Source organism: Cutibacterium sp. LaCa_89 (assembly GCF_058177555.1).
In genome coordinates, this window is the sequence record NZ_CP190889.1 from 2,023,271 (window position 1) to 2,038,737 (window position 15,467).

The 15,467-nt window shown below is 64.4% G+C and carries 13 protein-coding genes and 1 riboswitch; of the genes, 12 read left to right on the plus strand and 1 reads right to left on the minus strand.

Annotation, left to right across the window (positions count from 1 at the left end):
• The first annotated feature begins 24 nt into the window (after window positions 1–24).
• From ACP8LP_RS09295 to ACP8LP_RS09345, 11 genes are read left to right on the plus strand one after another with little or no spacing between them, the layout of a single operon-like run.
• The gene (locus ACP8LP_RS09295) at window positions 25–1,107 is read left to right on the plus strand and encodes a hypothetical protein (RefSeq protein WP_063280067.1); all 1,083 of its coding nucleotides are present in this window, start codon (window positions 25–27) and stop codon (window positions 1,105–1,107) included.
• The gene (locus ACP8LP_RS09300) at window positions 1,104–2,093 is read left to right on the plus strand and encodes a hypothetical protein (RefSeq protein ID WP_016666084.1); all 990 of its coding nucleotides are present in this window, start codon (window positions 1,104–1,106) and stop codon (window positions 2,091–2,093) included. Before ACP8LP_RS09295 ends, ACP8LP_RS09300 begins: the two co-directional genes overlap by 4 nt.
• Window positions 2,090–3,070 (plus strand): hypothetical protein, encoded by a 981-nt coding sequence (locus tag ACP8LP_RS09305; RefSeq protein ID WP_016666085.1) that lies wholly within the window; start codon window positions 2,090–2,092, stop codon window positions 3,068–3,070. Before ACP8LP_RS09300 ends, ACP8LP_RS09305 begins: the two co-directional genes overlap by 4 nt.
• Window positions 3,067–4,467 carry an ATP-binding cassette domain-containing protein gene (locus ACP8LP_RS09310; RefSeq protein ID WP_016666086.1) on the plus strand — a complete coding sequence of 467 codons (1,401 nt, stop codon included), beginning with the start codon at window positions 3,067–3,069 and terminating at the stop codon, window positions 4,465–4,467. The genes ACP8LP_RS09305 and ACP8LP_RS09310 overlap by 4 nt, the downstream gene beginning before the upstream one ends.
• Window positions 4,464–5,414, plus strand: coding sequence for a hypothetical protein (locus tag ACP8LP_RS09315; protein ID WP_016666087.1), 951 nt, complete (start codon window positions 4,464–4,466; stop codon window positions 5,412–5,414). The genes ACP8LP_RS09310 and ACP8LP_RS09315 overlap by 4 nt, the downstream gene beginning before the upstream one ends.
• The gene (locus tag ACP8LP_RS09320; RefSeq protein ID WP_016666088.1) at window positions 5,398–6,414 is read left to right on the plus strand and encodes an AAA family ATPase; all 1,017 of its coding nucleotides are present in this window, start codon (window positions 5,398–5,400) and stop codon (window positions 6,412–6,414) included. The genes ACP8LP_RS09315 and ACP8LP_RS09320 overlap by 17 nt, the downstream gene beginning before the upstream one ends.
• A gap of 2 nt (window positions 6,415–6,416) precedes the next feature.
• Window positions 6,417–7,346 carry a DUF58 domain-containing protein gene (locus ACP8LP_RS09325; protein ID WP_147612071.1) on the plus strand — a complete coding sequence of 310 codons (930 nt, stop codon included), beginning with the start codon at window positions 6,417–6,419 and terminating at the stop codon, window positions 7,344–7,346.
• Entirely contained in the window at window positions 7,343–7,810 is a 468-nt protein-coding gene (locus ACP8LP_RS09330) for a DUF4381 family protein (RefSeq protein WP_016666090.1), read from the plus strand. The genes ACP8LP_RS09325 and ACP8LP_RS09330 overlap by 4 nt, the downstream gene beginning before the upstream one ends.
• A complete protein-coding gene (locus ACP8LP_RS09335; protein WP_016666091.1) occupies window positions 7,801–8,790 on the plus strand; it encodes a vWA domain-containing protein in 990 nt (329 codons plus the stop codon). Before ACP8LP_RS09330 ends, ACP8LP_RS09335 begins: the two co-directional genes overlap by 10 nt.
• Entirely contained in the window at window positions 8,787–9,740 is a 954-nt protein-coding gene (locus ACP8LP_RS09340) for a VWA domain-containing protein (protein ID WP_016666092.1), read from the plus strand. Before ACP8LP_RS09335 ends, ACP8LP_RS09340 begins: the two co-directional genes overlap by 4 nt.
• Window positions 9,740–10,438, plus strand: coding sequence for a tetratricopeptide repeat protein (locus tag ACP8LP_RS09345; RefSeq protein ID WP_016666093.1), 699 nt, complete (start codon window positions 9,740–9,742; stop codon window positions 10,436–10,438). The genes ACP8LP_RS09340 and ACP8LP_RS09345 overlap by 1 nt, the downstream gene beginning before the upstream one ends.
• A gap of 130 nt (window positions 10,439–10,568) precedes the next feature.
• On the opposite strand, the gene ACP8LP_RS09350 is transcribed toward ACP8LP_RS09345, so the two are convergent.
• Entirely contained in the window at window positions 10,569–13,106 is a 2,538-nt protein-coding gene (locus tag ACP8LP_RS09350) for a leucine-rich repeat domain-containing protein (protein ID WP_252906159.1), read from the minus strand.
• Window positions 13,107–13,329: 223 nt separating this feature from the next.
• Window positions 13,330–13,570, plus strand: a riboswitch (cobalamin riboswitch).
• On the opposite strand from ACP8LP_RS09350, the gene ACP8LP_RS09355 reads away from it, so the two are divergent.
• Entirely contained in the window at window positions 13,556–15,436 is a 1,881-nt protein-coding gene (locus ACP8LP_RS09355; RefSeq protein ID WP_016666096.1) for a prenyltransferase/squalene oxidase repeat-containing protein, read from the plus strand. Its footprint overlaps the riboswitch before it by 15 nt.
• Window positions 15,437–15,467: the final 31 nt, after the last annotated feature.

Consider the following 15,467-nt stretch of genomic DNA (forward strand, 5'->3'; position numbering starts at 1 on the left):
CGGCGACCCACCGAGAGGAGCCTGATGGGTCGCCGCCCAGTCACCATTGCGAGCCTGCTGACATTCACGTGTGCTGCGGGGTCGATGGTGGTCGCCCCCATCAATGCCGAGGGGGCGGGATTCCACGAGGGGTGGTGTCAGAAGGACGAAGGTTTCGCGGTAGTCCTGTACTGGCCGGCCAAACCCGCGGACGTCAAGCCCGAGGTTCCGGGCAACCTCAACTCGAAGACTCTCGTGCGATGCATCATCGGATCGCACAACGTTTCTGGTCCCGACGGCAGGGCGGACGCCCTGACCCTGGCTGGTTTCTCGCATGATGGCGGCACCGGTCAGATCGTCAACAGGATAAACGATATCGAGGCCGACCCCTACGCCGAAATCCCAGCGACGTGGTGGTACCACACCGGCACCTGGGAGGAGGGTTCCGGTGGCCGCTGGGACGAGACTCCCCGTTGGGATCCGAATCTCAAGATCAACGGGTTCAGCGTTGTTGTGTTCTCCTCCGACAACGAACAACTCCCTCCCATCACGCCCACATTCGCTAAGGGCGGTGACCACGGCGACGAACCAGGGCCAGGTCCCGGCCCGGGCCCCGGACCATCGACCGGCCCGACCGGCAAACCCAGTCACGGACCAGGGCATGGCGGAGACAAACCGTCCCACGAGCCTGGTCACGGCCACGGTGGGGACCATCACAACCGTCCTAACCCGACGGCACCGAAGCACAGCACCGGACCGAAGCCCGGCAAGAACCACGACAATACGGACAGCCGCCCCAACACCATCGCGACCGCCCGTCCGACCACCACGTCACCTACGCCGTCTCCTCGCCCGTCGTCCCCCTCGACCACCCCGAGCTCGCCGACCCCGACCCCCAGCGCGTCCTCTCCCGCTGCGAGTGCCGGCTCCTCGCTGGCCCCGCAGTCATCCTCCTCCCCAGTGTGGGGACGTGAGGACCGCACGCGTCGCTCTCCCAACAAGGGTGAACACGAAGGTGCCCCGTGGTGGGTACCGGTCGGTGTCGGAGTCATCACCCTGGTTGGCCCGGCTTTGGCGGCCATCGGTCGTCGTCACTCCCGTCGTCCTGATCGGGAGGACGAAGAATGAGCCACATCTCCACAATGAGTGCGGCGGCGGTCGCCCTTCTGACGATCTCCGTCAGCGCTGTGGCCGGGGCCGCGCCCGCCCACGCCGAGCAGAGCGCCCAGACGACCAGCCTGTGTTCTGGAGCGAAGGTGTGCAGTCTGACCACTGATCGATGGCTACGTGAGGGAACGACCCCAAGGGTGATCGTACGCGGGAATCCGAATGTCCGTGGCACGGTGCGAATATTCCGGGTCTCCATCACGGACAACGCGTTGACCGGATTCGAGCCGATCGGCAAGGGGGCCAATTTCTACACCGATGCACAGGGCGTCGCTGATGTGTTGGTCCCGATCGGCTCCTCCCCGGAAATTGGTGAGGGCGGCTGGGCCTTGGTGAGCCTCTCCGACGTCCAGGGCCTCGACACCACCCGGATGCCGGGCCAATTCGTCCCCTTCGGCTCCCTTATACCGCATTTACAGGGTGACGGTTATTCTGAGCGTAAACCTGCCGGCCAGACCCTCGACATGCAGGCCGTCGGTGCGGTCCCAGGCGAGAACTACCGGGTGCAAGTCAAGCAGGGCAACACTTGGCACGACGCCACCGCGACCGGCGAGATTCCTGAGGCTGCCGCCAATCCCTCACGGATCAGCCACATCCGCTGGACAGTGCCGCGCGGACTAACGGGTACGAAACACGACGTCAGGGTGCAGTCGGTCACTGATCCACAGCGGACGACCTCGTGGACGCTCATTCCGACCGTCGACGGGGTCAAGGCTGCTCGCAGTCCGTTGTTCACTCCTCCGCCGGTCGGCACCAATCTCGGCGTACCGACGACTGATCGGGGCGACCATCCCGAGGGAGCCATCAAGGCTGCCACCGGAGTCCTCTTCGGTGTCGGAGTCGTCTCCGCCCTCGCCCTCACCACCACGTCCCGCCCCAAACGCCGCAGGGGTAAGGACGCCAACCGCGCACAGCAGGCATCCTCCGGCGAGGTGAGTATTTCATGACGGTCTCGCGCATTCACTCCACCTCAGCAACCCCGATCCCGGCCTGGGCATGGGGAGCTGAGCTCCTCGTCCTGGCGGCCATCGCCGTCTCGACGACAAATCTCCTGCTTCTCGCGGTGATGTGGGTGTGCCTCGTGGCCACCCTCGCGATGTTGGGTAACCGTCCGGGAGCGTTTGCCATGGCTCAACGGCTGTCAGGAGTCGTCTGTGTGTGGTGGATCATCATGGCGATCGTCAGCCCCTCGGCGGATCCGACCTTGGGCTCTGTCATGTGGCGGTTGCCGACGTGGAATCCCGGGCCGGGAGTTCGCCTCGGTGGCGTCATGACGGCCTCGGGTCTCCTGCTGACCGCGACGTCCACGCTGAGAGCTCTCGTCCTGGTTGTGATCGCGGGCGTCGGCATATCAGCAGTGCGACCAGCCGATGCATCAGCTGCGGGACGTCGCCTGTTGGGCTCGTGGTCTCCTGCCCTGGAACCCTGCGCTGCCCTACCTGCCGCCTTGGATCGCCACGCTGTCTCCGCGTCGATGCGTCCTGCCGAGATCGCCGCAACGACCCGTGAAGAGGCGTCCGGGCTGGCTCGACGACACCGTCCGCTGGCCGCCTGGACTGCCCCGGTACGCGCGTTGATCCTTGTCATATGCATGACGGTCCCGGTCGTCGCGCTGGTGTCCAAGCATCCGTTACCCGGAATCGACCAGCCCACGACCGCCTTGTTGACCTTGATAGTGGCGATTCTCCTCACCTCCTTGTTGCCGACCGGGGAGCCCATCGGGACGATCTCGGGACCCAGCCTCGTCGTGGCGATCCTGGCCGTCCTCACTCTCGCACTGTGGGTGATCGGCGCCGACAAGTCTGCGGTCGCTCCCCACCCGGGTTGGCCGCCGATCCCGGTCGCCGGCCTCATCTGCGCCGTTGCACTGCCCCTAGTCGTTGCTGTTACCACCCCGCGTCGTCGTCAGGAGGTGCCAGCGTGATTGTTCTCGATGACGTGACGGTGTGGCTGCCCGGCCGAGGTACCGTCGTCAACGACGTCACCTTCTCCCTCGATGCTGGCACCGTGACGTGTCTCGTCGGTCGTCGCGGATCAGGGGCGACAATGCTGCTCCGGCTATTGGCCGGACAATTGCCGGCTGGTGCCCGAGTGCAGGGAAGGGCCCTCATTGATGGCACCGACGTCATGGACCTGGGGCCAGATCTCCTCGCGGAGACGACCCAGATCATCGACACTGACCTGCTGACCTTGGCAGATCTACCAGATTCGGATTCCGTCGAAGTCGGCCCATGGACTCGTCGTCCTCCCGGCACATGGCCACTCGACGTCCGAGCTCAGCTTGCGGCATCCCTCGTCACCCCTGCCGTGGCAAACACGCAGGGAATCATCCTCGTCGACCACCCGACCTCCGGGCTCAATAATTCACAACGCGATGTCCTCACCACACGGTTGCGCGAACTCGCCGATCGTGGCGCAACGGTGCTGTGGGCCGATCACGACCTTGACGCTGTCTGGGCCGGAGCCGACCGCATCGTGGAGATGTCAGCAGGATCCGTCGTGTCCGACTCACCTGCTGGGTCCTGGGTGCCCCAGGGCCTTCCGCTACCGATTGGCCGAGCTCTGGCTTCCTTGGCAGGTCACCAAGACTCTGCTATCCCCGCCGGCACCCTCCCCACCGTCTTCTCGGGCCTACCCCGGCCCCGCCACGACCACGAGCACCGCACCGGGCCTGTCATGACGGTGATCGACTGCCACGATCTCGGTCTGGAAGGTCCTGACATCGTCATCCATGATCGTGAGTCACTGGCCATCGTCCGAGCTGAGGACCTCGCCGACGCCACTGACCTCAAGGCTACTCACGACCCGGACGCCCCAGTCCGTCCGGAACCGGTCGCCTCGCAGTTGTTGCATGCACTCCCCCGACCGGGCCGCTCTCTGTCCTCGGCGTCGCTACGTCCCAGCCAGGACCTGCACAAGCTGGCAGGTACGACTGAGTTAGCGTCGCGACGCCAACGTGACCTGTCCCGCGGTGAACGAGCATGGCTCCGTGTCCACGACCGCTTGAGGTCACTCGATCCACTGTTTCTCGCCCATGCCGACCACGACCTCGACCCAATCGAGAGGTCTCAGGTCTCCGAGAGCCTCTTCGACGAACCGGCCGGTCTGCGCATTGTCACGACCCGAGACGTGGAATTCCTGGTACGAGCCGTCCATCGTGTCATCGTCATCGATGGTCATCGCGTCATTGCAGACCGGTCTCCGCTGGCCCTGGGGCTCGCTCCCCTCACCCGGGTCGGGGCACTCACCGGTTCCCAACACCACATGACCCTGGGTGACGTCATCGACTCCCTCGATCTCGTGGAGGGGAGGACGTCATGACGACCACCAGCACAGCCGCCGCCCGGGCAGAACGTCCTAGCCGTTGGCGCACAATCGGCGCGACCTCAGGCCCCCTCAGCCGCACCATCGCCATCGTCCAGGTCCTACTCGGCGTCATCTGGCTCACTTGGCCGGTGTGGAGTTCCCGTACCACCGCCCTCCAGACCCAGGCCGAGTCAACTGCACCATGGCTCGTCGCCGCCCAGATCGGCGTCAGCGCTGTCCTGACAGTCGTCCTCGTCCGCGAGACCAGGTCCGCCCGTCCTCTCAGCTTGGTGCTGGGTGCAGCCGTCCTCGCGGCCGGGGTCCGTGCCGCCCTGGCTCCGGGGGCCAACGGCATCGAGCCGGTCTTCTGGATTCCCATGCTCGTCGGCGCAGTGCTGGGAGCGCCCGGTGGCGTACTCGCGGGAACTCTCACCTGTCTGGTCTCATCGGCCGCCATCGGCACGGTCGCCACCCCACTCGCAGGGCAGCTCGTCGTCTGGCAGCTGTGGGGGTTGGCCGGAGCTGCCATGGTGCGATTGCGCACCGTCACGACCTGTCTTGCCGGCACCCTGTGGTGCCTGGCCCTCGGCCCGATCACCGGACTTCTGCTCAACCTCATGGGATGGGCGTGGACCGAGGCCGACCCCGGGCAGTCCTTCCTCGCCGGGCTCGGCCCGCTCAAGGAGACACAACGTCTGTGGAGCTGGACGAAAGCAACCTCACTGGCCTTCGACATGACCCGAGCCATCGTGAACGCCGCCGTCTGGCTCGTCGTGATCCCGTTCGTCATTCGTGCCCTGCGTCAGGCGCTGGCCCCGGATCGGCGCGCATCGGCGCGGGTGAGACCCGTCATCTCAGCCGTCGACGCCAAGGCCCTCGACAAACGAGGTCTCAGTGGCCTCACCAATTCCTTCCAGACCATCACTCACCCCTCAGGAGACGACGATGACACACCGCACTGACGCCGACGTCCCGACATGTCCCCCACTCGGTAAGCCGGAGCTGAGCTGGGCCGCGGATCGACTCGGCGCTCTGTCGACCGCATTCAGCAATCGCGTGGTGGGGCAGTCCGCCCTGCGCACCAGCCTGCTGGTGGCGATGCTGGCCCGTGGGCACGTGCTGCTCGAGTCGGTCCCCGGGCTGGCGAAGACCCTCGCGGCCTCCACATTGGCCTCGGCGGTCGACGGGTCCTTCACCCGCGTGCAGTGCACCCCTGACCTGCTGCCGTCCGACATCATCGGCACCCAGGTCTTCGACCAGTCAACGGCAACCTTCCGCACCGAGCTGGGCCCGGTGCACGCCAACATCGTCCTGCTCGACGAGATCAACCGTTCCAGCGCGAAGACTCAGTCCGCCATGCTCGAGGCGATGCAGGAACGTCAGACGTCGATCGGTGGCGTCATCCACCCATTGCCCGACCCCTTCATGGTGTTGGCCACCCAGAATCCCATCGAGGAGGAAGGCACCTACGTCCTCCCCCACGCCCAAATGGACCGTTTCCTGCTCAAGGAGGTGCTCGACTACCCGGACGTCTCCGAGGAACTCGAGGTCCTCAACCGCGTCGAGGACGGATCGATCGACGCACCGGCGACCCCAGCAGTGAGCACCAACGACGTCCTCACCTTGCAAGACCTCACCCGTCGTGTCGTAGTCGACGAGGCCATCAAGCGCTACATCGTCGACATCGTCGCGGTGACGCGTCGCCCCGAGACCGTCCTGTCGGATTCCGCCGCGCGTGCCATCGAGTACGGTGCCTCCCCGCGTGCCTCGATCGCTTTCATGTCCGTTGCGCGTGCTCTGGCCCTGCGGGACGGTCGCGCCCATGTCATCCCGGAGGACGTTGTCACCCTGCGTCACGCCGTGCTGCGTCACCGTCTGGTCCTCAGCTTCGAGGCCCAGGCCCAACGAGTGCGCCCCACCGACGTCATCGACGCCATCTTCGAGGCGGTGCCCACCCCGTGACCGTGACCACCCGCACTTCCGCCAGCGTGCTGAGCAGCCGGGAGCGAGCCCTCATCCAGGCCGTCCGCTCCCGAGTGCCGCTGATGTTGCGGCGCCGGGTGGAGTCCCTCCTCGACGGCGATCACGACTCGGTCCACGTCGGTCGCAGCATCGACTTCAACGACCTGCGCGCCTATGCCCCCGGCGATGACGTCAAGGACGTCGATTGGAAGGCCACGGCCCGCTGCGGGGAGTTGCTCATCCGTCGTCACGTCGCTCAACGACAGGCCACCCTCATGGTCGGGGTCTGCGGTACACCGACGATGCGCGGTTGGTGCGACATGGACGTGACGAAGGCCCATCTGGCGGCGGTGGTGACCGCGATCATGGCCCAGATCGCCATGGACCATGGCGACCGGGTCGCCATGGTCTGCGCCAGGCCTGACAGGACGTCCTCGTGGCGTCCGACCGTCCGCATGCCACAAGTGGAACGGATGCTCCACGAGATCATCAGCCTCGTGGGGGCCAGCGGCTCCCCCGGCCCCCACGTCGTGGAAACGGTGCTCGGGACAGCCACGAATGCCATGCGACGCCCTGGGTTGCTTCTCCTCATCCGTGAAGACGAGGAGTTCACCTCGGCCCAGGCCAATGCATTGAGCCGAGCCACAGTGCGTCACGACGTCATCGTCGTCACCCTCACCGACATGCTGGCCACGGATTCCAGGCTTGCCGGCCGCACCATCATGGCAGCCGATGGTGGCCCTTCCGTGATGCAGGAGGTTCTTGACGACCGTCGGCTCCGCGAGGCGGCCGCTTCCGCCCAGATCGACCTCGCCCGGCGCAGCGACGCCATGCTCGATGATCTCGGTATCGCCCATGCTCGAGCACAGACCGTCTCCGAGGCGCCGGAGGCCCTAGCCCTGGCCCTGTCGCGACGCGGGAGGCGACCATGATTCTCCTCAAGATCAATCCCGCCGTTCCCATCCCCACCCATTGGTGGATCCTCGTCGCCGTCCTTGCTGCCATCTGCATCACCGTCCTGGTTGCTCTCGTCGTGATGTCTCGGCGTCATGACGTCAGCGAGGAGCCCCGCGATGACGTCGCACAGTTGTCATCCGAGTGCCTCAGGGCCCTCGACGACGTCTCCGCCAGGTTGAGCAAGGACCTCTCCCCACGCCAAGCCTGTCAGGAGGCCAGCCAGATCGTGCGTCGCTTCATCGGCCTGGTCAGCACGGAGAATGCCGACTACCTCACCGCCTCCGACCTGTCGCGCGTTGCTCGACGTGAGCCCCGGCTGCAACCAGCCGCTGCATTTTCGGAGCAGGCCCGTGACGCCTGCTTCGGCCCGCAGCCCGACGAGTCCCGTGCTCACGACCTCATCGAGTCTGGACGGGAGGTGGTGACCTCATGGCACTGATGCAATGGCCATTCGCCATCGTCGCTGCCATCGTCATACTTGCGGTCGTCATCGCGGCATTCCTGTGGCCACTCAATCGGCGCCGTCGGATCCAGCACTCGGCAGTCCCACTGGACCACCTGGACCGGCTGCGGGCCCTCCCCCGCTACCAGCACCTCGTTCAGGCTCGACTTCGACGCCACCTCATCCAGGTGGTGTGCGTTCTCGTCGCCGCGACGTGCCTGGCGGCGTTGGTGGGCCGTCCCGCAAAACCCGACGAGGATTGGCAGCAACGTCGCAACCATGACGTCGTGTTGTGCCTCGACGTCTCCGGGTCCATGGCCGACGTCGACCGTGACGTCATCGGGGCCTACCGGAAGCTAGCGGACAGCCTTGGCGGTAACCGGATCGGGCTGGTGGCCTTCGACTCGGCTGCCGTGACGATCTTCCCGCTCACCGACGACGCCGACTACATCGACTCCCAGCTCGCCCAGTTCTCCCATGACCTGGACCGTGGACCCATCCCGGGATCCCGGGCAGGCGCGAGCGGTTCGAGCCTCATCGGCGACGGTCTGGCCTCCTGCCTCCAACGCTTCGACGGTTCTGACGATCGACGCGGGCGCACCGTCGTACTGGCCACCGACAATCAGCTCTCCGGAACACCAATCTTCAGCCTCAACGAAGCGATCCGCCAGGCCGCCAGGGAGAAGGTCCTCGTCCAGGGGATTGCCCCCTCGGAGGCAGATGCCACCGCGGTGTCGGTCCTTCATGATGCCGTGGCACACACGAGAGGCGACGTCACCCTGGTCACCGGAACGAATCTGGAGGACCAGGATCGCATCATCACAGCGGTGAGTGACCAGGAGGCGCGTACAACCGCCGCAACCGCCCGGTGGACCCAGGTCGACGTCGTCCTACCCTTCGGGGTGCTGGCCTTGGTGTGCCTCGTCGCGGCGACGGCGATGGAGATTGCCCCAAGGCGTCGGGGGGAGGACTCATGACCGTCAGTCCCGACTGGATCCTTCTCGTAGTGGCCATCCTGGCAACACTCGCCCTGGCTGCCATTGCGGTGACGACACGACGCCGTTCCTCCCCCCGATCTAACGCGGCGATGTGGTGCCGGGTGCTCGCTGCCCTGCTGCTCGTGGGAGCGGCTCTGTGCCCCGGGAGCGCCGACACCTCACGCAGCAACGAGGCAGCCGGCGCCGAGGTCGTCGTCATCGTCGACCGCACCACCTCGATGGGAGCAACCGACTTTGACGGTAAGCCACGAATGTCTGGGGTGACCGCTGACCTCGTCTCCCTTGCCGCCGCGATGCCGTCAGCACGGGTGACCGTCATCGCCTCGGACAACCAGGCACGGATCGCTCTACCTCCCAGTACCGACCCAGCCGCTCTGCGCGCCCTCGCCGAGACCCTGGGCTGGCGAGAAACGGTGAACGCCACCGGTACGGACATCGGCCTGGCCGAGCCACTGGCCCGCCGGATGCTCGTCATGGCACGAAAAAGCCGCCCCGCCGCGAAGAGGTATCTGGTATACATGGGCGACGGCGAGCAGACGGCGTCCTCGGCTCCACACAGCTTCTCCGACATCTCCGGACTCATCGACGGCGGCTTGGTCCTCGGCTACGGGACGACCTCGGGAGGCACCATGCCCATTCGCCCTCGTGCCACTGAAAAGGTGACCAGGAATGGCTCGGCTGCGGTGTCCCATGCTGATCCGCAGACCTTGCGAACCATGGCCGGGCAGATGGGCGGACGGTTCCTCCAGCGCGATGCCACCAGCAAGGTGGCCTGGTGGGAGAACCCGCTCCAGCAGCCGGTAAATCGACAGCCTGGACGCATTCGCCACTGGGCCTGGTGGTTCGCCGCAACCGCCCTGATCTGCGAGATGGCGGATGCCTGGCTCAGCGTGCGGGCATGGCGTCGGATGCACAAGGAGGTGACGTGATGGCGACCCTGGAAAGACCAGGACGTGGTGGCATGCACGGCGTCAGGACACCGTGGACGCTACGAGTTGGAGCTGGAGTCGTCACCCTCGTCGCCCTCGCGGCAGCAGTTCTTCCCGCGCGGACAATGATCCTCGTTGATCATGGACGAGCGGACCTTGGCCGGGGGGATGCCGCCAGCGCCGAGGGGAAGTTCACGTCCGCCGAGAAGTTGGCGACCATCGACAAATGGATCGCCCCCTATGACACCGGGGTCGCTCGGTACACCCGTGGCAACTACGACGGGGCTGCCAGCAAGTTTGAGAAGGCCGCCGGTCTGGCCCCTGATGAGGAGCAGTGCTGGGTTCGTCTGAACTGGGCGTGGTCATTGGAGGCGTCGGCTGATCGCTATGCCGAGGCCGACAACCGCGACGAAGCCCTCGTGCGGTGGCGTCAGGGCAAGGATGTACTCACTGACGCGAGCTGCACCTCGTCGTCCCAAAAAGCTGCGGCGAGCAACACCAGGTCTCGACTCGATCGCAAGCGCCAGAATGGTGGCGGAGGAGATGCCGGTGAGGAAGCGGATTCCTCCGGTCAGCAGAACAAGAAAGATGAGCTCGAGGATAAGCTCAGGAAGGCTCAGGAACAGCGTCAGAAGGCGCTCGACCAGGCCAATACCTCCCAGAAGGACTCGGGTTCCGGCACTGGAAGGACGTGGTAGCTCACCGGTACGCGTCCATCCCCGGAACTCGAAGCCGTGGCCGCGAACAGATCTCATCGTCTGGCACGACCCGCGCGCGAGATGACGAGGGGCCCCGCCGTAGTGGCGGGGCCCCTCTGTCACCCAAAAATCAGACTCCTGTAGAAGGAAGTCCAAGATGGCGCGTGAGATCGTCCGGGAAGGACGGATTCACCGGGATGTTGCCCTGATGAGGTCCGCGCTTGTCCGGAGAGGTCGACGGAGCCTGAGTCGGTGTTGCCGCAGGGTCGACAGTCGGAGTTCCGGTAGGAATGACCGTGGGAGTCATCGTCGGGGACACCGTGGGCGTCTCGGTGGGGGCGGCAGTCGGCACAACGGTCGGGGTCTCCGTCGACGTAGGGGTCGGAGTCACCGTAGGGGCGACAGTCGGAGTTCCGGTAGGAACGGCCGTGGGAGTCATCGTCGGGGACACCGTGGGCGTCTCGGTGGGGGCGGCAGTCGGCACAACGGTCGGGGTCTCCGTCGACGTAGGGGTCGGAGTCACCGTAGGGGTGACAGTCGGCGCTGGAACCGCAGCCGTCACAGGCTGAATCAACGTCCCGGTGAAGTCCTCGGAGTGGCTGGCGGCGTCCTTGTGCGACCACGTCCAGGTGTAACCATCGCTGGCCTCTGGATAAGTCACTGTGTCACCCGATACCGTCACACCTTCAGGAGCGATGAATTCAGCCTTGGAGCCGTCGGCAGCCTTCGCCATCGGAACCGCAACCTGTTGCTGGGCAAGAACGGGCGCGGCCGTCACAGTCTGCCATCGGGCACGCAGACCCATGAATGCGATGCTCTTCACGGCCGACAGCGGGGACAGGTCGGAGATGTGGTTTGAGCTGAGCCCCACTTTGGTGAGATTCTTCATCCCGGCCAGAGCGGAAACATCGGAGATCTCGTTGTTGTCGAAACCGACCTCAACGAGGTTCGTCAACCCCTTGATAGGGGTCAGGTCGGAGACCTTGTCACCGTTGAGGAACAGCTTCTTCAATGAGGTGGTACCGGAGATCCCGGACAGATCGGCCAAGTTGACATTGTTGTTCGCCACCAAACGGGCAAGCTTGGGAAGCGCGCCCAGCCCGTCGAGGCTGGTGATGCCCGGATACTTGTACTTGCCGCGCCTGTTCTGGTTGATCGTCAGGTCCGTGAGACTCGTCAGCGAGGACAGCGGCTTCACCGTGGTGATGGGGTTCTGATCCAGGCTCATCGTCCTGAGATTCCCCAGACCCGCGAGCGGAGCCAAATCCTTGACGTGGTTGTTGGGCAGGTAGAGCGTCTCGAGCTTCGTCAGACCGGCAAGCGGATCGACGCTCTCAATCTCGTTGGTCGTCAGGTACAGGGTCTTGATGTTCGTCAGGGCCTCAGCTCCGGTGATGTCCTTGATGCCCTTGTCGATGCACTTGACCTCAGTCAGCGCACCAAGATTCTCAGCCGTCAGCGGCTTACCGGCACCTACGGCATCCTGGAGACAGGACTTGAAGTTCGCATCGGGGATATCGACGAGCTTCGGTGGTTCGGGAGCCGCGACGACATGGACAGTGATGGACCCGTTGAAGTACGTCGAGGCGTCACGGAACTGCCACACGTAGTCGCCAGCAGAGGGATAGGTGACGTTCTTGCCCTTGATCTTGACACCCTCAGGCACTTCGCGGTCGGCCACGAAGGTCGTACCGTGATGGTCGACAGCTGTCGGGACGGGGACCTGAACCCCGGCGGTGGCCGAGTCACCGTCAACGGCCTGGAAATTCGAGGTGATGTCGGCGTCACCTAGACCCTTGATGTCTTTGAGCGCGGATAGGTCACGGATGTGGTTCTTGCCGACGTCCAGCCGGGACAGCTTCGTCAAGGACCTAAGAGGCGCGACGTCGGTGATCTCATTGCTGTTGACATCCAGGCTGAAAATGCCAGTCGAGGAGGCCAACGGCTTGAGATCACTAATCTTGTTACCCGACAGAAAGGCTTTTCCCAGACCGGTCAGCCGATCAAGGCCGGTGAGGTCCTTGATTCCCATATTCCGGCAACTCAGGCTCGTCACGCCAGCAAGTTGATCCTTGGAAGGGGTAGTGGTGTCCAACTTGTCAGTGATGCACTTCTGCAGGGCCTTATCAGGAATCTCGAAGGACGCTACCGGAGTCGTCGGGGCTGGATCAACCTTCGGCTTCCAGGTCGGAGGAACCTCCCACGGGCCATCAATGAGCATGTAATGCCAGGCCTCGATCGAGCCAGGCTTCGGGTGGTAGTTGCTGGCACCTAGCTGCGAGTACTCCCATTTTGTCTCGGCATTCCTACCAGCCGGCTGACCATGAAAATAACCCCAATAGGCGTAAAATTTATCGGGGTTCTCCGGATATCCATTGATTGAATCAATGAACATTCCCAGGTCGCCACCGAAATCGGTGCTGCCGATGTCGAAACCGGCTGACTTCAACGCCTCCACCCCAGTGGAGAACTTCGACGCGCAGCCGGTGTCGACATGCCCGTCATCACGCTCGGCATACACGAACACGTGCTTCTGATCGATGCACTTCTGCGCCTCATCGTCGTACGACGTCGCCGGTGCTGCCGACGCCGGAACGAATGACACGATGGCCATCGGTATGGCCATGGCCACAGACAACACCACGGCCAACCCCTTGAACCGTCTCACAGGTCCTGCCTTTCACTGCGTGGACGCTTCGTCGTCATCCAAAGACAGGACCGACCATTCCGCTGTCCACGACGGAATTGAGTACGAGACATCTCAACGACGGTGATCCGACTTTGCCGACATCTCTGTCGAACTACACGGTTGCGGGACAGTCCTGGATTCACACCAGGTTCCCCATCGATGAAACCACCAAGATCCTAACATAAGGTGTTCTCGTCGCCGAACCCGAATGTGGACATGTGGTGGCGCCAAGCCTAGACTGACACCGCGACCGCAGGGGAATTCGGTGTGAATCCGGAACTGACCCGCAACCGTGAGGGGCCCACCCCCGAGTCGGAGTACCTGGGTTGTCGAAGGAATATCACACACCGTCGAGGACTGCGGTGAGTTCGACTCAGGGGCCCTTCCCGTCCGGAGCGCAACGCAGCCTCAGGAAGAAGGCCCGCCACATGACCAGGCTCAATCAATGGGTCGCCGGCCTCGCCGCCGGTGCGCTCGTCGCATCGCCGTTCGCGGCACCAGCGTTCGCTGACCCGCAGCCCGCGCCATCCCATGCAGCCATCACCGCCACCATTGATGACGGCTCTGCTCCCTACTGCTTCGATCCGCCGGCCAACCCGGTCAAGGGTGCCATGTGGGCCGGATCGGTCAACGACACCGCCGCCACCAGCAAGTACGTCGCCAAAGCCGCCGACTGGCTCGCCCAGAAGTGGCAGGAAGACCCGACAAACTACAGACAGGCCGGCGGCATCGCCGACGGCATCATCGCCCTGGTCGGCTCAGACGCCCATCCCGACGTCGTCAAGGAAATGACCACAGCCCTCAAGGAAGCCGGCCCGAAGTACGTCGACAAGAACCCGGCTGGCCTGGCCAAGGTGATCATGACCGCCGAAATTCTCGGCGAGGATCCCACCTATTTCCTCGGCAAGGAAACCGGAAACCTCTGGATCAAGCTCGCCAGCTACATCAACGATGACAGCCCAGGCATGAAGAACCGCGTCACCATGTACTGGGGCCCACACCTCATCACCATCGCACTGACCCGCGCCAACCGCCCGGTACCAACGAAGATCCTCGACAAACTGCTGTCCACCCAAGGCACCCAAGGTGACGATGCCGGCGCTTTCGGATACACCAAACGAAACCAAGACGGCACGAAAACCTTCGTCGGCGACCCCGACTACACCGGCATCGCCCTGTCCGACCTCACCCTCCTCCAACGCAACCCCCACCTCATCCCAGACGGCTACCACACCAAAATCGACACTGCCGCCAACAACGCCACCACATGGGCCATCAACACCAAAACCCACGACGACGGCGACTACTGGGAAACCTACTCCGCAGCCAACTCCACCGGCATGCTCGCCAGCGCCCTCGCCGAGCGTGGCGAGGACATGAAATCCGTCAAGCAATGGCTCATCCGCCAACAAAACCTCACGAAAGTCGGCGCATGGCAAGCCCAACGCAACGACCACGAACCCAACATCATGGCCACCGACCAAGCCATCATGGCCATCACCGGCCACGGCTACGCCTCAACATGGTCCGGCAAAACCCCCAAAAACACCCCAACCTGCACAACCACCCCAACCACCAAGCCCACTGTCACCCCAACCACCAAGCCCACTGTCACCCCAACCGGCAAGCCCGGTGACATGGGCGGCGCCCAGAAGTGCATCGCCGTGGGCCATGTGTGGGTCTACGTTGAGCAGCGCGACGGCACCTCCGAGGGTGCTTGCGCCTCGAAGTTCGGCAATGGTCTGGAGGCGCTTGAGTCCGCCGGATTCATCGTCAAGGCCGAGGGCAGCATGGTCACCATGATCAACGGCTACCCGACGAAAACCGACACCCACGAGGCGTACTGGTCCTACTGGCACGCCACCCCGGCTGGCGCTGACAAGTCGGCGACATGGGAGCACTCGAGGACCGGCGCCGCGAGCGCCCAGCCCAAGGCCGGATCCATTGAAGGCTGGTACTTCAAGTCCTCCGCCGCTGACTGGAATGCTGGACCGAGCTGGGATGCCCGTCTAACACCATACGACCCCTCGGCTACCCCGACTCCGAATCCGAGCGTGACCCCGACCCAGACGCCGAAGCCATCCGTCTCCCCGACAGTGGCCCCGACCGTCACTCCCACCGGCACACCGACGATGACCCCGACCGGATCGGCCACTCCGACGCCATCCGCCACCGAAACGGCCACCGCAACTGGATCGGCCACCGCAACGGCTACTGCCACGGCACCCGCCCCAGTGACACCAGCCCCGGTCGGCCCGTCGAACCGTCCCTCGGATCGTCCGACAGCGCTGCCGCGTACCGGCGTCTGAGACAGCTGCTGGGTCGAATACTCTCCTCTGA

Coding starts and splice junctions, on each gene's coding strand:
- ACP8LP_RS09295 (WP_063280067.1), top strand. CDS start 25: ATGGGTCGCCGCCCAGTCACCATTGCGAGCCTGCTGACATTCACGTGT.
- ACP8LP_RS09300 (WP_016666084.1), top strand. CDS start 1,104: ATGAGCCACATCTCCACAATGAGTGCGGCGGCGGTCGCCCTTCTGACG.
- ACP8LP_RS09305 (WP_016666085.1), top strand. CDS start 2,090: ATGACGGTCTCGCGCATTCACTCCACCTCAGCAACCCCGATCCCGGCC.
- ACP8LP_RS09315 (WP_016666087.1), top strand. CDS start 4,464: ATGACGACCACCAGCACAGCCGCCGCCCGGGCAGAACGTCCTAGCCGT.
- ACP8LP_RS09320 (WP_016666088.1), top strand. CDS start 5,398: ATGACACACCGCACTGACGCCGACGTCCCGACATGTCCCCCACTCGGT.
- ACP8LP_RS09330 (WP_016666090.1), top strand. CDS start 7,343: ATGATTCTCCTCAAGATCAATCCCGCCGTTCCCATCCCCACCCATTGG.
- ACP8LP_RS09335 (WP_016666091.1), top strand. CDS start 7,801: ATGGCACTGATGCAATGGCCATTCGCCATCGTCGCTGCCATCGTCATA.
- ACP8LP_RS09340 (WP_016666092.1), top strand. CDS start 8,787: ATGACCGTCAGTCCCGACTGGATCCTTCTCGTAGTGGCCATCCTGGCA.
- ACP8LP_RS09345 (WP_016666093.1), top strand. CDS start 9,740: ATGGCGACCCTGGAAAGACCAGGACGTGGTGGCATGCACGGCGTCAGG.
- ACP8LP_RS09355 (WP_016666096.1), top strand. CDS start 13,556: ATGACCAGGCTCAATCAATGGGTCGCCGGCCTCGCCGCCGGTGCGCTC.